This is a genomic window from Acetobacter sp. AC2005 (genome assembly GCF_037901235.1).
Taxonomy (GTDB): Bacteria; Pseudomonadota; Alphaproteobacteria; order Acetobacterales; family Acetobacteraceae; genus Acetobacter; species Acetobacter oryzoeni.
The window spans coordinates 1,211,210-1,229,343 of the sequence record NZ_CP149625.1; the positions used below are offsets into that span (position 1 = coordinate 1,211,210).

The window sequence follows — 18,134 nt, forward strand, 5'->3', positions numbered from 1 at the left end:
TTACGGCGTCCATCGGTACAGCCACTGTTCAGATACTGGCCCGGCATCTGTTTCCAGCGCGCAGCTTAGATCTGCCACCTTGGCATCACCCGGCACAAACTCAAATGTCGTGCGCCACCCGTTGATTTCCGGGTTTGGCTCTACAACAACGTTGCGAATTGTACCCGCAGATGCCTGAGGTGAAACATGAAAATGCGTGTCCTTTGGCAGATGCTCAAAAGGTGCACCCACAAAATCTATGGCAAAAAAGCGGGCAGTTTTATCATCCACTACAGCGCCAACACGTGTGGCACCAATACGCGCCAGTGGCGTGGGGAAAGGTGCATCCCACCCCCAGTACATACGGTAGGTAAAGCTGTATTCCTTGCCAGCCTGCAAAGGTTCCTTTGGCCGCCAGAAGGCAACAATATTATCGTTCACTTCATTTGGTGTAGGAATTTCAACCAGATCTACCCAACCGGAACCCCAATCTCCAATAGGCTCAATCCACAAGGAAGGGCGCTTTTCATAATGCAAGGCCAGATCTTCATAATCATGAAAAGAACGCCGGCGCTGCATCAACCCGAAACCGCGCGGAGAAGTATCGGAAAATGTTGAAAACTGGAGATCAAGCGGATTACGCAATGGGCGATACAGCTGTTGGTCTGCACCTGTCCACATTTGCAGGGCTTCGCTATCATGTGCAGCGGGGCGCCAATCATCAATGTGGTTGCGATCGTTCCCATCAAAATAGAACATGCCCGTAAGTGGCGCGATGCCAGATTGTTCTATTTTGGTACGTGGAAATAATGTGGACTGCACATCAAACACCGTACTTTCACCCGGGCGGATGGTAAAACGAAAAGCCCCTGTAAGAGACGGACTATCCAACAGTGCATGAATAACAACAGATTGCACACCAGGCTCAGGTTTTTCCAACCAGAACGCACGGAAAAGAGCAAACTCCTCCCCTTTAGGGTCCCCCGTGCCATCAGCAAAACCACGTGCAGAAAGCCCGTAAATCTGGTCTTTCCCTACTGCACGGAAATATGACGCACCAAGGAAAACACAGAACTCTTCCATCACGCCAGGGATGTTAATAGGGGCACGTAAGCGCAAGCCTGCAAAACCCAGATTATCATCCACCCGCAAAGAAGAATCTGCATACGTAAACAAATCTGGCGAGTAAGGAACCGGCGCCGCCTGCCCATTTTGCACTTCGTAAATTTCAATCCGCGGTTTGTATAAAAAACCACGCGGATAAAACTCCACATCAAAGCCCAAATTATCACCAGCCCATAAAGCGCGGTCTGCACGGTAGGCAATACTGCGGAACTGATCAAAATTCAGATTTGAAAGCGCCTTTGGCAGGGTCTGATCTGGTGCCTTGTAAGCCCCGTTGGCCAACCTGCGAGCAATCTGCGCAACTGTGTTATCATCAAATGCACCCGTGGCATTTGCCAGCCCTTCGGCATGAGCCCGCCCAATGGCACCTCCTACCAGCGAAGCCAGGGTGGCACCTGCCCCTGCCTTGATTACATCACGTCGCTGCACATTTGCTGACACGTCTGTCTCCCGCTCTTTTGCTAAATTTTATGGGATGGTTTTTTCATTGTTCTGAATAGACCCATCTCATTCTGGTGAGGTTTTTTGTGGGCACGCAGACAATAAATTTTCCAGTTCCGTTATATCGGAACGCGCTGCCTGTGCAGCCTTCTCTTCAATCTGACGGTACAATGTGACAACAGTTTTACCTGTAGGGGTAAGAAAAGCCCCACCACCACCACCGGGCCGCGTAATAACCAAAGGTTCCTTAAAAAGCTGGTTCAGATTATCTACCAACAACCATGTCCGGCGGTAAGACATACCCATGGCACGCCCTGCCGCTGAAATGGAACCTGTTTCTTCCAACTTTTCCAGAAGATGTATCTTGCCGTGCCCCAGCGCAGGTTTGCCATCTGCATCCAGCCGCAATGTCAGTTTTACTCGTGCCGTCATGCCTACCCACTTTTCCAGTTATCAGCCTTTGAGTTGAATAACTGTATAAGGAAAAAACGGAAATTCTATATGACTCACAGCGCAGATACCACTTGGCGTTCCATGACACCAGATGATCTTACCGGTGTTATGACATTAACTGCCTGCATTCACCCTGATTACATGGAAGATTGGGCCGTTTTTGAAGAACGCCTGAAACTTGCACCCGATGGCTGCTTTTCTCTTGTGCGAGATAAAGAAGTGCTTGGCTATCTTATAAGCCACCCATGGCAAGGCCTTATTTCCCCGCCATTAAATACATTACTACATACCCTGCCTGATAAAGCAGACAGTTGGTATATTCATGATCTTGCTCTTTCCCCCGCAGTTAGAGGGCAAGGATTTGCACAACAAGCCTTATTACTGGCGGAGGATGCTGCGCGCAGGCATAATCTGCATATTCTTTTACTTACATCCACCTGCCACGCCATTAGCTTTTGGCAAAAAGCAGGCTTTACAGATGCCCCAACCCATAAAGCAGAACAGGCGGTGCTGGCATCTTATGATGCACAAGCCCGCCTGCTTCAACGCCCTATAGACTAGAAGAAAGTTCAGTCGCCTTCATGGTGTTCTGGCGCCACCATCATAGCCTCGGCAACAACACCGGCATGTTCACGCACACGGCGTTCAATATCAGCGGCCATTTCTGGATGATCACGCAGGAACTGCTTGGCGTTTTCACGCCCCTGCCCAATGCGCTGACTATCGTATGAGAACCAAGCCCCGGATTTTTCAACAACACCGGCTTTTACACCAAGGTCGATCAGTTCACCCACCTTGCTGATACCTTCACCGTACATGATATCGAATTCCACCTGACGGAAAGGCGGCGCCATTTTGTTTTTGACAACCTTTACGCGCGTCTGGTTACCCGTAACCTCATCCTTGTCCTTGATTGACCCGATGCGGCGAATATCCATACGCACAGAGGAATAGAACTTCAGGGCGTTACCACCCGTGGTTGTTTCCGGGTTCCCAAACATCACCCCAATTTTTAGACGAATCTGGTTCAGGAAGATCATCAGGGTATTGGAACGCGCCACCGTGCCCGTCAGCTTACGCAGCGCCTGGCTCATCAAACGTGCATGAAGGCCAACATGGCTATCGCCCATATCCCCTTCCAGTTCTGCACGCGGCACCAATGCGGCAACACTATCCACAACCAGAACATCAATAGCGCCGGATCTTACAAGTGTATCTGCAATTTCCAGCGCCTGTTCACCGGCATCTGGCTGGCTGATCAGCAGGTTATCTACGTCCACGCCCAGTTTTTTTGCATAACCGGGGTCTAACGCATGCTCGGCATCAATAAAGGCACATGTTCCGCCACGTTTTTGCGCTTCTGCAATGGCATGCAGTGCAAGCGTGGTTTTACCAGAGCTTTCTGGCCCGTAAATTTCTACCACACGCCCACGGGGCAACCCACCAATTCCGAGCGCAATATCCAACCCAAGGGAACCCGTAGGAATAACATCTGCCTCTACTTTGGGCCGCTGCCCCAAACGCATGACAGAACCTTTGCCAAAAGCACGTTCAATCTGTCCTAGCGCGCCTTCGAGAGCCTTTGCCTTATCCATTTTTACCATTCCCTTCCTGTGGGCCGGACTGCCAGATGTTGTAAGGCCCCTGAATGTGCATAACGCACCATGCACGAAAGATTATGCGTTTAATTCCTGCCATAAAGCCCCTGCGGCAGCAACGAATGTACCGGGAACCGCTTTATGGAAACTTTTTGTTAATGTTGCGATCTCTAACTGTTCTATTAAGAACAAATTGGCAACTTTTCAAGATGACAGCATGAGATTAAGCTGCCATCTTTTAAGATTCTGAAAATTATCAGCTCTTTTTTCCATGATCGGAAGAAAGAGCCAACCCAAACCCTCTGGGGTCAGTCCAACCAAAGCATTTGCTGCCATCACCCGGCAAACCGGCAGGGCAGGACACAAAATTGGCACGACCTACACCGTTGGTAACCTGTGGCCGACTACCCGCTATTGCAGCCTGCAACGCAACCGCGGCCGTATCTGCCGCGACATTTTGCCCAGATGCCGTGGCCGCAGCCTGAAACTGGTTGCCACGATGCGCAATAGCAACAGGTAGAAGCGGCAGAGGTTTCCGCACCGGTGAAGCCCCCAGCATAATGCCTGTAGAACCAGCAATACGCCCCGTACCAAACAGATTGTTCATGGTGAATGCGCAGCCAACGGATTCTCCCTGCCTATCCGTCACCACAAAAGATGTAGAAGCAGGCAAGGCTGGCAAAACAGACCCAGCAGGAATATGGCCAGAGTTCAGAAGAGCCTGTGCATCTGCAATACTGGTGGCCGCCCCTTTTGCGCCCTGCCGGGCACGCCAACCAGATACAGCCGTTTCAGCCCTTACACGGCCACCATTCTGCCCCACATTAGAAAGGTACGCGGCAGCCATGCCAAACCCACCATCTGCAGGCGGTGGCAGAAAACTGATATCAACACCATCAACACGTGCTGTAAGCGGCTGGGCTGCCACGGGAACAGCCGCGCGCAAATCCAACGTTGTCAGCCCGGCGCCAGCAGCGCGCGCAGCATCTGCAAATGTCTGGCCCAGCGCACCAGCATAAAGATCGCCCACACCAGCAATGCGCATCCGCTCCAGTGCACCAGCCAGACGCGTTTGCACCATTACGTCATCCGCCACCAGCACATTACCGTTGGCATTACCAAAAATGGCGCGGGTTCTTTCATCTGCCAGCAAGGGAGCCTGAACAGCAGCAAGGTCAGATGCCAACAGCCCGCCTACCGGCACCCCGCGGGATGCCAGATTACGGGCAGGCAACAGCAGATCAGCAAAGTCTACACTGCCGTAGCGCAGCTGCATCAAATACAGGCCACGGGCCAGCATGGGCACAGAGGCAGGGCGATCTGCCCCGGCATCATTCAACCCAGCTCTGGGCAAAAACACAAAAGCTTGCCCCGCACTATCACCCGGCTTCCATGCCAGACAGGCACCACCGCCGCCCAAAGATGCGCGGGAAGGCAGCGTGACAGAAAGAGCCAGCCCAAGGGCGGCCGCAGCATCTGCCGCATTGCCCCCTTTAGCCAGAACATCGCGCCCCACCAAAACGGCCTGCGGTTCATCCGCCACAACCTCTCCCACAAACCCGGTTTCCACAGGCTGTGCGATATGGCTGCCAGAACTACAGGCCGGCAGAACAGAGGTAAGAGCAAGAGCCAAAGCCCCCGCACGCTTGCGAGAACCAGAAAGCACGGTTTTAAACCGCGTAAAACGGGGGATAATAGAACGGGCGGCCACGCCTTGCTTTCTCCACTACTGGGCCCGTCCGGCGGGCAGTCGTCTGGATGGTATCTGTCTGGATTAACCTGCTTTACGGCGGGCAGCAACAGCCCAACCTTGCCGTAATGACCGCACGTGCCATACCATTCCAGTTTATGGACAAGGACACCATGCAGAATCTGAAATCTTTCTTCCGCCTTACAGCGGGTGCTGGCGCACTGGCCGCCGCCCTGTTTTGTGCGGACTCCGCGCCATTACGTGCAGCAGATAGCAGCTTTACACCTGCCCAGCGTGCCGAAATTGTAAACATCATGCGCAACGCCCTGAAAACCGACCCCTCCATTCTGTCGGATGCGATTGCCTCCCTGCAAAACCAAGCCGCGGCGCAGAAAAATGCCTCTGCGCTCGATCTGGTTCGCCGCAACAAACCGCTTTTTGGTGGAAGCTCTACTGATGTAGTGTTGGGGAACCCACAAGGCACCCTGAATGTAGTGGAGTTTTATGACCCGCGCTGCCCTTACTGCCGCAAGGTGCTGGATGATCTGGATGCACTTGTTGCCGCAGAACCAGACCTGAGACTGGTGGAAAAGGTTATTCCTGTTCTGGGGCCAAACAGTACATTAGATGCACAAGCCATTATGGCCGCTGGCATGCAGGGCAAATACATTCCGTTCCAGAAAATCCTGATGGCGGATTCTTCTGCCCCGGGGATGGATCGAATCCGGAATGCAGCACGTCAGGCAGGGCTGGATACAGACAAGTTGGTGAAGGATATGAAAAGCTCAGCCGTCACCACAGCACTGGCAAAAAATGTTGCCTTGGCCCGCTCCATCAATCTGGAAGGAACACCCACCTTCATTATTGGGGATCAGGCTATTATCCCCGGTGCGGTTTCTTTATCTGAACTTAAAGCTGCCGTGGATAAGCTGAAAAGCAACCACTAACCCTCTATTACGGCGGGTGTAGGCTTTCGCCCTCCCCGCCGTAATGGTTTTTCTTACGCGGCCGAACAGGCTGCCTGACGTGCTGGCATAATGCCTTCTTCACGCAGCAACACACCCAGCGCGTTAATCAGATCATCCATCATCTCATCTGTGTGGAACGGCCCCGGCGTAAGGCGCAGGCGCTCCGTACCCTGCGGTACGGTCGGATAATTGATGGGTGTTGCGTAGTGCCCATATTCGGTCAGCAAGCGGCGGCAAATACGTTTGCAACGCTCTGCATCTCCAATGGGAATGGGCACAATATGGCTGGGTGTCATGGTAAATGGCACACCGGCAGCCCGCAGGCGGTGGCGGAACGTGTTCACGCGCTCAAAAATGGATTCGCGCCGCCAGTTTTCCGCACGTACCTTGCGCACACTGGCAAGTGCTCCGGCCACAACCGGTGGCGGCAGAGCTGTGGTGAAGATAAAGCCAGAAGCTGTAGAGCGCAGGAAATCTACAATTTCAGCAGAAGCCGTAATGTAACCGCCATGCACGCCAAAGCCTTTGGCCAGTGTACCTTCGATAATATCAACCTGATCGGCCACACCATCGCGCTGGGAAACACCGCCGCCTTCCTGACCGTACAGGCCCACGGCATGCACTTCATCCAGATAGGTCAAGGCGTTGTATTTACGGGCAAGCGCACAGGTTCCGGCAATATCGGAAATATCACCGTCCATGGAATAAACGCTCTCAAACGCAATCAGCTTGGGAGCATCTTTTGGCGCTGCTGCCAGTTTTTCTTCCAGATCTTTCAGGTCATTATGTTCGTAAATGACTGTCTGAGACCCACGTGCACCCTTGATGCCTGCAATCATGGATGCATGATTCAGCCGGTCTGAAAAACAGATCCATCCTGGCATGGATGTCAGAATAGTTTGCAAGCTAGCCTGGTTGGAAACGTAGCCAGAAATAAACAGTAGCCCAGCTTCCTTACCGTGCAAGGAAGCCAGTTCTGCCTCCAACTGGGTATGCAGCGGGCTTGTGCCTGCAATATTACGCGTACCACCTGCGCCTGCGCCATGTTCCCGAATGGCGGCGATAGCAGCGTCCTGCACCTCCGGCACAACGCCCATACCCAGATAGTCATTGGTTGACCATACAATAACTTCGCGCCCTTGCGGCAGGTCACGCACAGCCTCTTCATACAAAGGAAAACGCTCTGCCTGACGGGCCAATGGCGTAAAGGTTCTGTAACGCCCCTGATGTTTGATCTGATCCAGCGCCTGATGGCAGTGATCATAAAAAGGATGGCGGGCGTTTTTTATCGCTCCCACGCTAACTTTCTCCTCGCTTCTCGTCAGAAACGGTCGGGGCATGGCGCGTACCCATCGGCCGTCTGGCCTGTGTGTTCACACGTTTGTGTATATAATGCTGCTTTACCGCACATACACCCGCACAACCGGTTTCGTCACGGAAGAATCCGGCATAGCGGACATTTCCACCTGCGCTTCCGATGCTCCGGCGTTAATGATTTCCTGCAACACAGCCCGGCCATCACCCTGCACCAAGTTCATCAGGGAAGATTGTTCCGCATCTGCATTGGCCTGTGGCGGCACCAGACATCTGACAACAAACAGAACATCGGGTTTGCGGCTAAGGGCAAGACGCGTGATCTGATCAACCGGTCCTTCCCACTGTGATGCAGGGGTGCCTGCTGCCAGTTCAATCAACGGCGGCACAGGCGGCGGGCCCGGCGGCGGCGGCGGAATATACGGCTTGGGTGCCACACCTGCGTTCGGGTTGAAGGTTTTTTGATCAACCAGCTTGCAGCCTGTCATGCCAACCAGCACGCACCCCGCAACAACAACACGGAGAAAAGACCCTTTTTCTATCACTCGGGAAACGGGCAGCATAACAGGACAGTTCTCCACCAGAACGTGTAATGGCAATTCAACATGGCTTCACAGAGCCATTTCTGTTTCTTTCGCGCTCTCCTGCACCCGGTGCAAGCCCTTTGGGCCTTTTCGTACCCTTTTCAGCAGCAAAAATTCGTTCCACACTCTCTTTTCAATGGCACAGGCCACACTCACAGAGCATTCATTCGCCCCTTCTGCTGCAACCTTACCTGCGCAGGATAGCGTTGTGCTGCGCCTATATGCAGCAGCCCGTTTAATGCTTGGTAAAGCCAGAAATTCTGCGCATCTGGCGTTGCTGCAAACACTTTGCCTGCCTGTTACAGCGCTATGGTGCCGCGTGTTGCGCTTTGATCCTGCACACCCAGATTGGCCTGATCGGGACAGGTTTGTTGTCCCTTCCGCCACCCTGCACCCCTTATTACAGGCCATGCTGCACCTCAGCGGCACTTATGGGTTTTCCGAGTCCCCTTTAGAATATGGCATGCATCCGGGTGTAGAAACTGCCCCCGGCCCTGCTGGCCAAGGCATTGCGGCTGCAGCTGGTATGGCACTTGCAGAACACCTGCTGGCAAAGCGCTATGGGCGTTCATTAGTAAACCATCGCACATGGGTGCTGGCACGTGATGGAGATTTGGCCACTGGCGTTGCCATGGAAGCTGCTCAGCTTGCCGGGCGTTTTGGCCTGACTCAGCTTGCTGTTCTCGTCAGTCCCACGCCCGGAGCAGATAGAACCGAGTTCTCAAACTCTCTGGCGCGCTTTAGCGCATCCGGATGGAGCATCCGCAAAGTAGATGCATCACAATTAAGCGCCATTAACGGCGCTCTGGCAGCCACATTACGGGCTAAAAAACCAACGCTTATTGCCTGCATGCCGCCTGAAAGCCCACAAACTTTTCGCCCTCAACCATACCTCTCCCCAGAAGAGGAACTGACAGGCCCGTGGAGCCCAACGGCCCGACGCGGCGCCACTGCATACCGTTCATGGCTAAAGCGGCTGGCCAGACACCGCCAACGTACGGCTTTTGAGCGTGAAACAACCAATACCTTGCCCAGCTTGCTCATGGAGGACTGGAGCCGACTGTACCGCCGCGCCATGCAGCCCACACATCAGGCTTCTACCCAGCAAGCTGCCATTACCAGCCTGCATACGCTTTCTGCCCTTTTGCCAGAACTGACGGTTCTAACCGCAACATCTGCATTGCCACGAACCACTGCTGCTGCGCATATCCAACCAGACTGGCCGTGCAATATTCAGGAACATGGCATGGCCGGAATGTTAAATGGTATGGCCTTGCATGGCGGCATTTTGCCCTGTGGTATAGCCAGCATGATTACAGTGGACCGGATGCGTGCAGCGTTACGTATGGCCGCCCTGATGCGCCAAAAAATTATCTATCTTTTAACAGATGATGGACTGGCCCTCAGCCACGATGGTGCAAGCTGGCAACCTGTAGAACAACTTGCCAGCCTGCGCGCCATGCCCCATCTGGCCGTTTTTCGCCCAGCAAATGCACAGGAAGCTTTTGCCTGTTGGAAAGCCGCCATCCGCTGGCAATCTGGCCCGGCAGTTATCATGCTCTGCCCCAACCCGCCCGAACATTCCCATGCTGTGCCCATGCAAGGTTCTGCTGCCCGTGGGGGCTACATGCTGCATGGCAGCGCCACACGGCAGGTTACCCTTATGGCATCTGGCCCAGAGGTGAGTATTGCTTTGGAAACAGAACAGCTTTTGCGGCAACACGGCATACAGGCCGCTGTTGTTTCCATTCCCTGTTGGGAAGTGTTTTCTAACCAGCCGGAAGCTTACAAAACTGCCATTCTGGGCACAGGCACACTGCGTGTGGGTATTGAGGCAGCTTCGGGCTTTGGGTGGGAACGCTGGTTGGGTAGCCAAGGATTTTTCGTTGGTATGGATGATTTTGGCGTATCCGCACCTGCCAACGCGGTGTATGAACGTTTTGGCATTACTGCCGGAGCGATTTGTGCGCGGGTTCTAAAACACTTGCGTGCATCCGGCGCCATAGAAGAAAGGTTTCTTCAGGCGCCATCACCTACCTCCCGTTAGCTAGAGCGGGAGCCGTTGTAACAATAAGAAGATCGTACAAGATCACAGAACGACAGAACGGAGAAAGAAAACCATGGCAGTCAAAATCGCTATCAATGGCTTCGGACGCATCGGCCGCCTTGTGCTGCGCGGCATTATTGAAAGCGGCCGCACCGATGTTGTGCCGGTAGCTATCAATGATCTGGGCAGCGTAGAAGCCAATGCCCATCTGTTAAGCTATGACAGCGTACATGGTCGCCTGCCTGCCGATATCCGAGTAGATGGCAACAAAATTATTGTCACTGCCAATGGCCGCACATGGGACCCGATTACCGTTTCTGCGGAACGTGATCCCTCCAAGGTTCCCTTTCAGGGCGTTGATGTGGCCATGGAATGCACAGGCCTGTTTACCTCCAAGGAAAAAGCGCAGCCACTGCTTACAGCTGGCGCACGTAAGGTGATTATTTCCGCACCAGCTACAGATGTGGATGCCACCATTGTTTACGGTGTGAACCAGGATGTGCTGACACCGGACATGACCGTGATTTCCAACGCATCCTGCACCACCAACTGCCTGGCCCCAATGGCCAAGGTGCTGGAAGATGCGTTCGGGATTGAACGTGGCTACATGGTCACCATTCATTCCTACACAGGCGATCAGCGCACGGTAGACACACTGCACAAGGATCTGCGCCGCGCCCGCGCTGCTGGCCTGAACATGATCCCGACCTCCACTGGCGCAGCCCGCGCTGTTGGTCTGGTTCTGCCGCAGCTTAAAGGTAAGCTGGATGGTACAGCCATTCGTGTTCCTACCGCCAATGTTTCCATCGTTTCTCTGGACTTTGTGCCCAAAAACGCACCAGCTTCAGTTGAAGACGTTAACAACGCCATCAAAGCTGTTGTCGACTCCGGCAAGATGAAAAACGCTCTGGCGTATTCTGATGCACCGCTCGTCAGTTCTGATTTCAACCATGCACTGGCATCTTCAACATTCGATGCCACACAGACAGCATTGGTAGATGGCGGCAAACTTGTTCGTGTCTGCTCTTGGTACGATAACGAATGGGGCTTCTCCAACCGCATGTCTGATACAGCAGCTCTGTTCGGAAGCCTGTAATGGCAGAACTTCCTTTCAGCACGCTGGATACGCTTGACCCCAAGGGCAAACGTATTCTGCTGCGTGTAGACCTGAACGTACCCATGAAGGACGGGAAGGTTACAGACGAAACACGTATTGAACGTGTTGTGCCCACCATTCGCGAACTGGCGGAAAAAGGTGGCCGGGTTATCCTGCTCAGCCATTTTGACCGGCCAAAAGGCAAAGTGGTGCCGGATATGTCGCTCCAGCCCATTGCTACGGCTTTGGCCACAGCTTTGGGGCGGCCTGTCAGCTTTGCGCATGATTGCATTGGCCCGGATGCCGAAGCCGCTGCGCGCTCCATGCAGGATGGAGACATCCTGCTGCTGGAAAACACACGCTTTCAGCCGGGTGAAGAAAAGAACGATGCAGGTTTGTCCGCAGCCCTCGCCAGCCTTGGCGATGTGTATGTGAACGATGCCTTTTCTGCCGCGCATCGTGCCCATGCTTCTACCGCTGGCGTTGCAGCCCATCTGCCATCTTATGGTGGCCGATTGATGCAGGCAGAGCTGGAAGCCCTTTATGCTGCGCTGGAAAACCCGGAGCGGCCTGTTGGGGCTATTGTGGGCGGCGCAAAAATTTCCACCAAACTTCAGCTGCTTGAAAACATGCTGGCAAAGGTGGACATGCTGGCTATTGGTGGCGCCATGGCCAACACGTTTCTGGCAGCCAAGGGCCTGCAGGTTGGCAAATCCCTGATCGAAAAAGACATGCTGGATACAGCACGCACGATTATGGAACAGGCCAAAGCCAAAAACTGCGATCTGATCCTTCCGGTAGATGTTGTGATTTCGGAAGACTTTATTGCAGGAGCACCCACACAGGTTGTGTCTGTAACGGCTATTCCTGATGGCTGGATGGCGCTGGACGTTGGCCCAGAAACCGTAAAGCTGCTGCAAAGCAAACTTGCTGGTTTGAAAACGCTGGTCTGGAACGGGCCTTTGGGCGTGTTTGAACTGCCACCGTTTGATGAAGGCACCAATGCTGTTGCTCAGGCTGCTGCCCAGCTCACGCAGGAAGGCAAACTGAAAACCGTAGCTGGCGGCGGGGATACTGTTTCCGCCCTCCGTCATGCCGGTGTGCTGCATAAGATGTCTTATGTATCCACCGCAGGTGGGGCTTTTCTGGAATGGCTGGAAGGGAAAGTACTTCCCGGCTTGACCGCTATCAGCACGACACTGGAAAAAACTCTGCCGATCTAAGCGAGAGTTTATAGGGTTTTAGAATACCCATTTGTTCTAAAATCCAGTCTTGCAAAACCACTTCAGATTTTGTGTCTGGAGTGGTTTTTTTTATGCTGCGCCTTCAGCTTTCAACTGCGGGCGTGGGTGCCCATACATTTGCATCAACCCAACACCAGCCATAACAATACACCCACCAATAAGGGTGCGCAGATTTGGCACTTCTCTCACCAACACAAATGCCAGCAGAAGTGTTGTGGGAGAAAGCAAATACAGCAAGCCAGAAGAACGGGCGACACCCACCTGCCCGACCACATGCGCCCAAGCGCCATACCCCAAAATGGACGGGAACACCCCCAGCACCCCAACCAATGCCCAAGCTTGCCAACCATTATGCGTATGTATGGCACTGGGAAGCCACGGCAAAAGCAAACCCGCGCCAATTAGCAAAATATAGGCGGTGGTCACCAACGCTCCGTAGCGCGTTACCAAAGGCCGTTGAAGCAGATAGTATGTTGCAGAGCATAAAGCTGCTGCCAGCATAACCGTGGTGCCAGAGCCGAAACCAAGGCCCCCGGGTTGGCCGCTCCCAATAATCACCACACCGGTAAAACTGATGAGAGAACCTAGCCACCCCCACACAGTCAGTCGTTCGTTCAAGAACAGAACGGCGGCAATGGCAGCTAAAAAAGGGGCTGTATTCAACAACAGGCTGGCTGCACCAGCAGAAACTGTCTGTTCACCCGTATTGAAAAGAATATTGTAAAGCGCAATGCCAATGCCGCCACATGCCAAAAAACGTGGGATATCTTTTAACCGCGGTAATGTTGGGCGCTTTACACACAACCAGCACACAACAAGGCATGCAGCCACCATATAACGAGCAGCAGCTAACGGAACAGGCGCAAAAAAAGGAAGTGCCAACCGCACAACAGGATACGCACATGCCCAAGAAAGCAGTACAGCCACAACGGCCAGAACAGGCACAGGTTTATGAGGCACCATGCAGCATCAGGCCTTGCAATTAAAAAGGATCATGGGAACCATGATTTATTCGCGCCGCAAAACCTGATCTGTCAGAAAAGAAGACAGCTTATTGGCTACAAACTCTTCTTTTAAAGCGTGCTCATCATATTCATTCCGCACCCATTCAAGAAAAGGCATGCGGCCTTCTCCCTCCGCCTGATAATGCAGAAAAAACGCATCCAGAATACCTGTGCGAGAGCTTCGGAAATGCCCGTATTTCCAAGACAGTTCCTTAAGCGCCTGTTGGGCAGATCCACCTTCAAACAGCACAACTAAGCCAGATGCCAAGCCAGCACGGTCTGCGCCAGATTTACAATGCATCAACATTGGAAAATCCAGCTTTTGGTACATATCCGCAAAACGCAGAATTCTGTCCTTATGGGGCGCACCACGGCTTTCAAACGCCATATCTACATGGTGCAAACCAAGGCCGCGCGCCGCATTGCGAGAAAGCGCATCAGACCCACATTTTCTATGCCCACGTAAGTTCACCAGCGTACGCAAGCCCAACCGTTCCATGGCTCTTTTCAAGCGCGCTGGGGTAGGATGGTTACACCGATATACTTTGCCCGGAATAACCGCGTGAAAGTTGGTCCACATCAGGCGGAAAATGGCATGATCTACAAACAGGCTGTCAGTCCAGGCCCGCGCACGGCCAGATGATGAAGAAAGATGGCCGTCAAACACGAAAAACCTCACTACCAAACAGATCGTCTTCTAGCAGGTTTCATGTTCCACCTTCCTCAGTTGCAGTCAATGCAGGAGGAAGGGAAGATGAAGTATCTTCGCTCAGGCAACAAAAAACCCGGCAGGGCAAAGCCATACCGGGTTTTTGTAAATCCACTGACTGGAAAGACGAAAAATCAGACTTTCCGTTCCAGTTGCAGTTCCTTGATACGCCCAATGGCCTTGGCCGGGTTCAGACCCTTCGGGCATGTCTGGGTGCAGTTCATGATCGTACGGCACGCATACAGCTTAAAGGTATCTTCCAACCCATCCAGACGGTCACCCGTATGTTCATCGCGGCTATCGGCAATCCAGCGATAAGCAGCCAGAAGAACAGCTGGGCCTAGATACTTGTCACCATTCCACCAATAGGATGGGCAGGACGTTGTGCAGCAGAAGCACAGAATGCATTCCCACATTCCGTCCAGCTTAGCGCGTTCCTCAATGCTCTGCTTCCGTTCAGAATCTGGCGGAGGAGCACTGTCTGCCTGCATCCAAGGCTGGATGGAACGCAACTGCGCATAAGCACCATCCAGATTAGACACCAGATCTTTTACAATAGGCATATGCGGCAGCGGATAGATGCGTACATCGCCCTTGATGTCCTTGATGGGTTTCAGGCACGCAAGCGTGTTTTCCCCATCAATGTTCATGGCGCAGGACCCACAAATCCCTTCACGGCAAGAGCGCCGGAATGTCAGTGTAGGGTCTATTTCGTTCTTGATATGGATGATGGCATCCAGCACCATTGGCCCGATGGTATCCAGATCAAGTTCGTAGCTATCAATAACCGGGTTTTTGTCATCATCCGGGGTCCAACGATAAATCCGGAATGTTCTGACATTTTTTGCCCCGGCTGGAGCGGGAAAGGTTTTACCTTTCCCGATCGTGCTGTTGCGCGGCAGTCTGAGTTCAACCATGTTCGCCTCCCTTTATCGCCCGTTCGTTCCGATAACTCAGTAAACGCGCTTCTTGGGTGGGAAGACCTGCACATCATCGGTCAGAGTCTTCATATGCACCGGACGGTAGGTCAGCTTCACGCCGCCTTTGTCATCCAGCCACGATACGGAATGCTTGAGCCATTCCTTGTCATCACGGTTAGGATAATCATCCCGCGCGTGTGCCCCACGGCTTTCATGCCGCGCAAGGCCGCTTTCCAGCGTGACAGTGGCATTTGCCAGCAGGTTTTCAAACTCCAGCGCTTCCATCAGATCGCTGTTCCAGATCAGAGAGGAATCTGCCACAGAGATATCGCTCACGCCGGTCCAGATATCGCGAATTTTGTCCACGCCTTCCTGCAGGCTTTCCTGCGTACGGAACACAGCAGCATGTGTTTGCATATCGCGCTGCAAACGCTCACGCAGGGCAGAAACCTTGGTGCCACCTTTGGCGTAACGCAGCCGGTCCAGCCGATCCAGAGCAGCTTCACCCGCACCAGCAGGCAACGGACGGGTAAAGTCTGTTGGCTTCACCACTTCTGCAGCACGGCGGGCCGCAGCACGACCAAACACAATCAGATCCAGCAGAGAGTTTGTGCCCAGACGGTTAGCACCATGCACAGACACACAAGCCGCTTCACCCACAGCCATCAAGCCCGGCACAACTGCATCCGGGTTATCCGGGGTTGGGCGCACCACTTCGCCATGAATATTGGTGGGAATACCACCCATATTATAATGCACGGTTGGCAGAACCGGCACGGGTTCCTTGGTCACGTCCACACCGGCAAAAATACGTGCCGTTTCAATAATACCTGGCAGACGCTGGTGCAGAAGATCAGACCCAAGATGCTCAAGGTGCATCATGATATGGTCTTTTTTCGGACCACAGCCACGGCCTTCCTTGATCTCGATTGTCATGGCGCGGGAAACCACGTCACGCGAGGCCAGATCTTTGGCTGTTGGCGCATAACGCTCCATAAAGCGTTCGCCTTCGGAGTTGGTCAGATAACCACCTTCACCACGGCAGCCTTCTGTCAGCAGGCAACCTGCCGGATAGATGCCAGTGGGGTGGAACTGCACAAACTCCATATCCTGCGTAGGAATACCCGCACGCATGGCCATACCGTTACCATCACCCGTACAGGTATGGGCAGAGGTGCAGGACTGATACGCACGGCCATAACCGCCGGTGGCCAGCACAACCATCTTGGCGTTGAAACGATGGATTGTGCCATCATCCTGGCACCAGGCCATTACGCCGCGGCATTCACCTTCCTCATCCATGATGAGGTCGATGGCAAAATATTCGACAAAAAATTCAACATTGTGCTTCAGGCACTGCTGATACAGCGTGTGCAGAATGGCATGGCCGGTACGGTCAGCCGCAGCGCAGGCACGTGGCACAGGCGCCTTGCCGTAATCGCTCATATGCCCACCGAAGGGGCGCTGATAGATCTTGCCATCTTCCGTGCGGGAGAACGGCACACCAAAGTGTTCCAGTTCACGCACAGCAGGCACGGCCTCACGGCACATAAATTCAATGGCGTCCTGATCGCCCAGCCAGTCAGACCCCTTTACGGTGTCATACATATGCCAGCGCCAGTTATCTTCGGCCATGTTACCCAGAGAAGCCCCGATGCCCCCCTGTGCGGCCACGGTGTGGCTACGTGTTGGAAAAACCTTGGTAACGCATGCGGTGCTTAGCCCTGCGGCGCCCATTCCCAACGTTGCACGCAGGCCCGAACCACCTGCTCCCACAACCACAACATCATAAGCGTGATCAACAATTCGGTAAGCTCCCCGTGACGGAGAGGTATTGGCGTTCATCGTGACGGCGCTCCCATTGCGTTCGGCCTGTCAGTCTTTTCAGGTTCGTGCCACAGCGCTTCAGGCTTTGGGGCGCTGGCGGCACAGGCTCTTGATTCTATAAGGCGGTGGCCCGGCTTATTTGGCGGTGCTGCCGCGCACAAACAGCTTGATAACGGCAATTACGCCCAGCAGCCCCAACAGGGAGGTGCCGATTTTAACAAGCAGGCGGGTAGGCAGATGCGCCTTGCCGTGCACGTAATCATCCACAATGACCTGAAGCCCAAGTTGAGCATGGTAGAAAGTGGAAATGATCAGGGCGATCAGCATGGTTGCGTTTACGGGCTTGCTGCCCCACTTCACCACTTCTGCATGATCTGCACCGCCGAGGCGGAACATCTGCACCACAAACCACGTTGAAAGTGGAAGCAGGGAAGCTGCCGTTACACGTTCGGCCCACCAGTGGCCTACACCGGAATGCCCGGCCCCAAGCCCGCGTGCCCGCCCAAGCTGGGAGCGCATGACTTCAATATGAGGAGCAGAAGCATTCATGTCAGGATACCTTTCCTGCTTTGGCGCGGCTGCGTTTGCGACAAATAGAAACAGCCAGAAGGCCTGCTGCCAGAACAGTGCTGACACCAGCGGTAACACCCACGGCTACCGGGCCATCCTTGTTAACTTCCTTTTTGTCGTACCGGTAACCGCTATCCCAGATCAGATGGCGGATACCGCCAACCGTGTGGTACACAACGGATGCAAGCCACCCCAGCAGCACAAGCTGCCCAAGCGGGTTGCCTGTTACCTTGCGCGCCGTGGCAAAGGCCTTTGGCCCCTTGGCCGCGGCCCCAAGCCAGAACACACCCAGTGCTGCACCTGCTGTTGCGATAACGCCCGTAATACGGTTCATGATGGAAAGAACCATGGAAAGGCGATAACGGTAGACCTGTAAATGCGGCGACATGGGCCGCTGAATAAGTCTGCCGTCACTTCGGCTCCCTACATAGAGGGCCTTGCGGATATCCTGCATTGTCTGCCTCGTACCCCGTCTCTATCCCGTAGCGCCGGCTGGATCCGGCGTTTGCATCGTTTTTGTCCTACGCCCCACCCCTCTGGCCGGTCAATTCAACAGACCAACACG

Annotated in this window: 17 protein-coding genes; 5 read left to right on the forward strand and 12 right to left on the reverse strand. The window is 53.8% G+C overall.

From position 1 onward, the window contains the following. Both QQM41_RS05900 and QQM41_RS05905 read right to left on the reverse strand, forming a co-directional pair. Nucleotides 1–1,545: a glucan biosynthesis protein G gene (locus tag QQM41_RS05900; RefSeq protein ID WP_339077979.1), complete on the reverse strand. Its 1,545-nt coding sequence runs from the start codon at nt 1,543–1,545 to the stop codon at nt 1–3. Nucleotides 1,546–1,611: 66 nt separating this feature from the next. Then, complete coding sequence (locus QQM41_RS05905) at nt 1,612–1,977, reverse strand: winged helix-turn-helix domain-containing protein (protein WP_087651664.1); 366 nt, start codon at nt 1,975–1,977, stop codon at nt 1,612–1,614. Nucleotides 1,978–2,046: 69 nt separating this feature from the next. On the opposite strand from QQM41_RS05905, the gene QQM41_RS05910 reads away from it, so the two are divergent. Beyond that, nucleotides 2,047–2,559, forward strand: coding sequence for a GNAT family N-acetyltransferase (locus QQM41_RS05910; protein WP_339077980.1), 513 nt, complete (start codon nt 2,047–2,049; stop codon nt 2,557–2,559). Nucleotides 2,560–2,567: 8 nt separating this feature from the next. Here QQM41_RS05910 and recA read toward each other — a convergent pair whose 3' ends face one another. Together recA and QQM41_RS05920 are read right to left on the reverse strand one after the other, a co-directional pair. Beyond that, nucleotides 2,568–3,593, reverse strand: a complete 1,026-nt coding sequence (gene recA / locus QQM41_RS05915; RefSeq protein ID WP_280114343.1) for a recombinase RecA — start codon at nt 3,591–3,593, stop codon at nt 2,568–2,570. A gap of 259 nt (nt 3,594–3,852) precedes the next feature. Beyond that, nucleotides 3,853–5,307, reverse strand: a complete 1,455-nt coding sequence (locus QQM41_RS05920) for a gamma-glutamyltransferase (RefSeq protein WP_050818972.1) — start codon at nt 5,305–5,307, stop codon at nt 3,853–3,855. A gap of 47 nt (nt 5,308–5,354) precedes the next feature. Here QQM41_RS05920 and QQM41_RS05925 point away from each other — a divergent pair, with 47 nt between their 5' ends. Continuing rightward, a complete protein-coding gene (locus tag QQM41_RS05925; protein ID WP_339077981.1) occupies nt 5,355–6,233 on the forward strand; it encodes a DsbA family protein in 879 nt (292 codons plus the stop codon). Between the two features lie 53 nt (nt 6,234–6,286). Here QQM41_RS05925 and hemA read toward each other — a convergent pair whose 3' ends face one another. Then, nucleotides 6,287–7,594, reverse strand: a complete 1,308-nt coding sequence (gene hemA / locus QQM41_RS05930) for a 5-aminolevulinate synthase (RefSeq protein ID WP_050923475.1) — start codon at nt 7,592–7,594, stop codon at nt 6,287–6,289. Nucleotides 7,595–7,654: 60 nt separating this feature from the next. Next, nucleotides 7,655–8,131: a hypothetical protein gene (locus QQM41_RS05935; RefSeq protein ID WP_050818969.1), complete on the reverse strand. Its 477-nt coding sequence runs from the start codon at nt 8,129–8,131 to the stop codon at nt 7,655–7,657. A gap of 157 nt (nt 8,132–8,288) precedes the next feature. Between QQM41_RS05935 and QQM41_RS05940 the strand changes: the two genes are divergently transcribed. The 3 genes from QQM41_RS05940 (at nt 8,289) to QQM41_RS05950 (ending at nt 12,518) form a co-directional block, all read left to right on the forward strand. Further along, a complete protein-coding gene (locus QQM41_RS05940) occupies nt 8,289–10,199 on the forward strand; it encodes a transketolase-like TK C-terminal-containing protein (protein ID WP_339077982.1) in 1,911 nt (636 codons plus the stop codon). 73 nt (nt 10,200–10,272) lie between these two features. Continuing rightward, nucleotides 10,273–11,295, forward strand: a complete 1,023-nt coding sequence (gene gap / locus QQM41_RS05945; protein ID WP_003624920.1) for a type I glyceraldehyde-3-phosphate dehydrogenase — start codon at nt 10,273–10,275, stop codon at nt 11,293–11,295. Next, complete coding sequence (locus QQM41_RS05950) at nt 11,295–12,518, forward strand: phosphoglycerate kinase (protein ID WP_339077983.1); 1,224 nt, start codon at nt 11,295–11,297, stop codon at nt 12,516–12,518. The genes gap and QQM41_RS05950 overlap by 1 nt, the downstream gene beginning before the upstream one ends. 90 nt (nt 12,519–12,608) lie before the next feature. Here the strand turns inward: QQM41_RS05950 and QQM41_RS05955 are convergent, their stop codons facing one another. The 6 genes from QQM41_RS05955 to sdhC all read right to left on the reverse strand — a co-directional run bounded on the left by QQM41_RS05955 (nt 12,609) and on the right by sdhC (nt 18,023). Then, the gene (locus QQM41_RS05955) at nt 12,609–13,502 is read right to left on the reverse strand and encodes a DMT family transporter (RefSeq protein ID WP_339077984.1); all 894 of its coding nucleotides are present in this window, start codon (nt 13,500–13,502) and stop codon (nt 12,609–12,611) included. A 45-nt stretch (nt 13,503–13,547) separates the two neighbouring features. Continuing rightward, on the reverse strand, nt 13,548–14,210 hold the full coding sequence (locus QQM41_RS05960; protein ID WP_003624925.1) for a tyrosine-protein phosphatase: 663 nt from the start codon (nt 14,208–14,210) through the stop codon (nt 13,548–13,550). A gap of 176 nt (nt 14,211–14,386) precedes the next feature. Beyond that, complete coding sequence (locus QQM41_RS05965) at nt 14,387–15,169, reverse strand: succinate dehydrogenase iron-sulfur subunit (RefSeq protein ID WP_003624930.1); 783 nt, start codon at nt 15,167–15,169, stop codon at nt 14,387–14,389. Nucleotides 15,170–15,205: 36 nt separating this feature from the next. Then, nucleotides 15,206–17,017, reverse strand: coding sequence for a succinate dehydrogenase flavoprotein subunit (gene sdhA / locus QQM41_RS05970; RefSeq protein WP_050818965.1), 1,812 nt, complete (start codon nt 17,015–17,017; stop codon nt 15,206–15,208). 117 nt (nt 17,018–17,134) lie between these two features. Next, a complete protein-coding gene (gene sdhD, locus QQM41_RS05975) occupies nt 17,135–17,548 on the reverse strand; it encodes a succinate dehydrogenase, hydrophobic membrane anchor protein (RefSeq protein ID WP_050818964.1) in 414 nt (137 codons plus the stop codon). A 1-nt stretch (nt 17,549) separates the two neighbouring features. Then, complete coding sequence (gene sdhC / locus QQM41_RS05980) at nt 17,550–18,023, reverse strand: succinate dehydrogenase, cytochrome b556 subunit (RefSeq protein ID WP_050818963.1); 474 nt, start codon at nt 18,021–18,023, stop codon at nt 17,550–17,552. Nucleotides 18,024–18,134 lie beyond the last annotated feature (111 nt).

Bases quoted from the DNA above. Each gene is read 5' to 3' on its own strand.
- QQM41_RS05905 (WP_087651664.1), bottom strand. From the start codon at position 1,977: ATGACGGCACGAGTAAAACTGACATTGCGGCTGGATGCAGATGGCAAA.
- QQM41_RS05910 (WP_339077980.1), top strand. From the start codon at position 2,047: ATGACTCACAGCGCAGATACCACTTGGCGTTCCATGACACCAGATGAT.
- recA (WP_280114343.1), bottom strand. From the start codon at position 3,593: ATGGATAAGGCAAAGGCTCTCGAAGGCGCGCTAGGACAGATTGAACGT.
- QQM41_RS05925 (WP_339077981.1), top strand. From the start codon at position 5,355: ATGGTATCTGTCTGGATTAACCTGCTTTACGGCGGGCAGCAACAGCCC.
- hemA (WP_050923475.1), bottom strand. From the start codon at position 7,594: ATGCCCCGACCGTTTCTGACGAGAAGCGAGGAGAAAGTTAGCGTGGGA.
- QQM41_RS05935 (WP_050818969.1), bottom strand. From the start codon at position 8,131: ATGCTGCCCGTTTCCCGAGTGATAGAAAAAGGGTCTTTTCTCCGTGTT.
- QQM41_RS05940 (WP_339077982.1), top strand. From the start codon at position 8,289: ATGGCACAGGCCACACTCACAGAGCATTCATTCGCCCCTTCTGCTGCA.
- gap (WP_003624920.1), top strand. From the start codon at position 10,273: ATGGCAGTCAAAATCGCTATCAATGGCTTCGGACGCATCGGCCGCCTT.
- QQM41_RS05950 (WP_339077983.1), top strand. From the start codon at position 11,295: ATGGCAGAACTTCCTTTCAGCACGCTGGATACGCTTGACCCCAAGGGC.
- QQM41_RS05955 (WP_339077984.1), bottom strand. From the start codon at position 13,502: ATGGTGCCTCATAAACCTGTGCCTGTTCTGGCCGTTGTGGCTGTACTG.
- QQM41_RS05965 (WP_003624930.1), bottom strand. From the start codon at position 15,169: ATGGTTGAACTCAGACTGCCGCGCAACAGCACGATCGGGAAAGGTAAA.
- sdhA (WP_050818965.1), bottom strand. From the start codon at position 17,017: ATGAACGCCAATACCTCTCCGTCACGGGGAGCTTACCGAATTGTTGAT.
- sdhD (WP_050818964.1), bottom strand. From the start codon at position 17,548: ATGAATGCTTCTGCTCCTCATATTGAAGTCATGCGCTCCCAGCTTGGG.
- sdhC (WP_050818963.1), bottom strand. From the start codon at position 18,023: ATGCAGGATATCCGCAAGGCCCTCTATGTAGGGAGCCGAAGTGACGGC.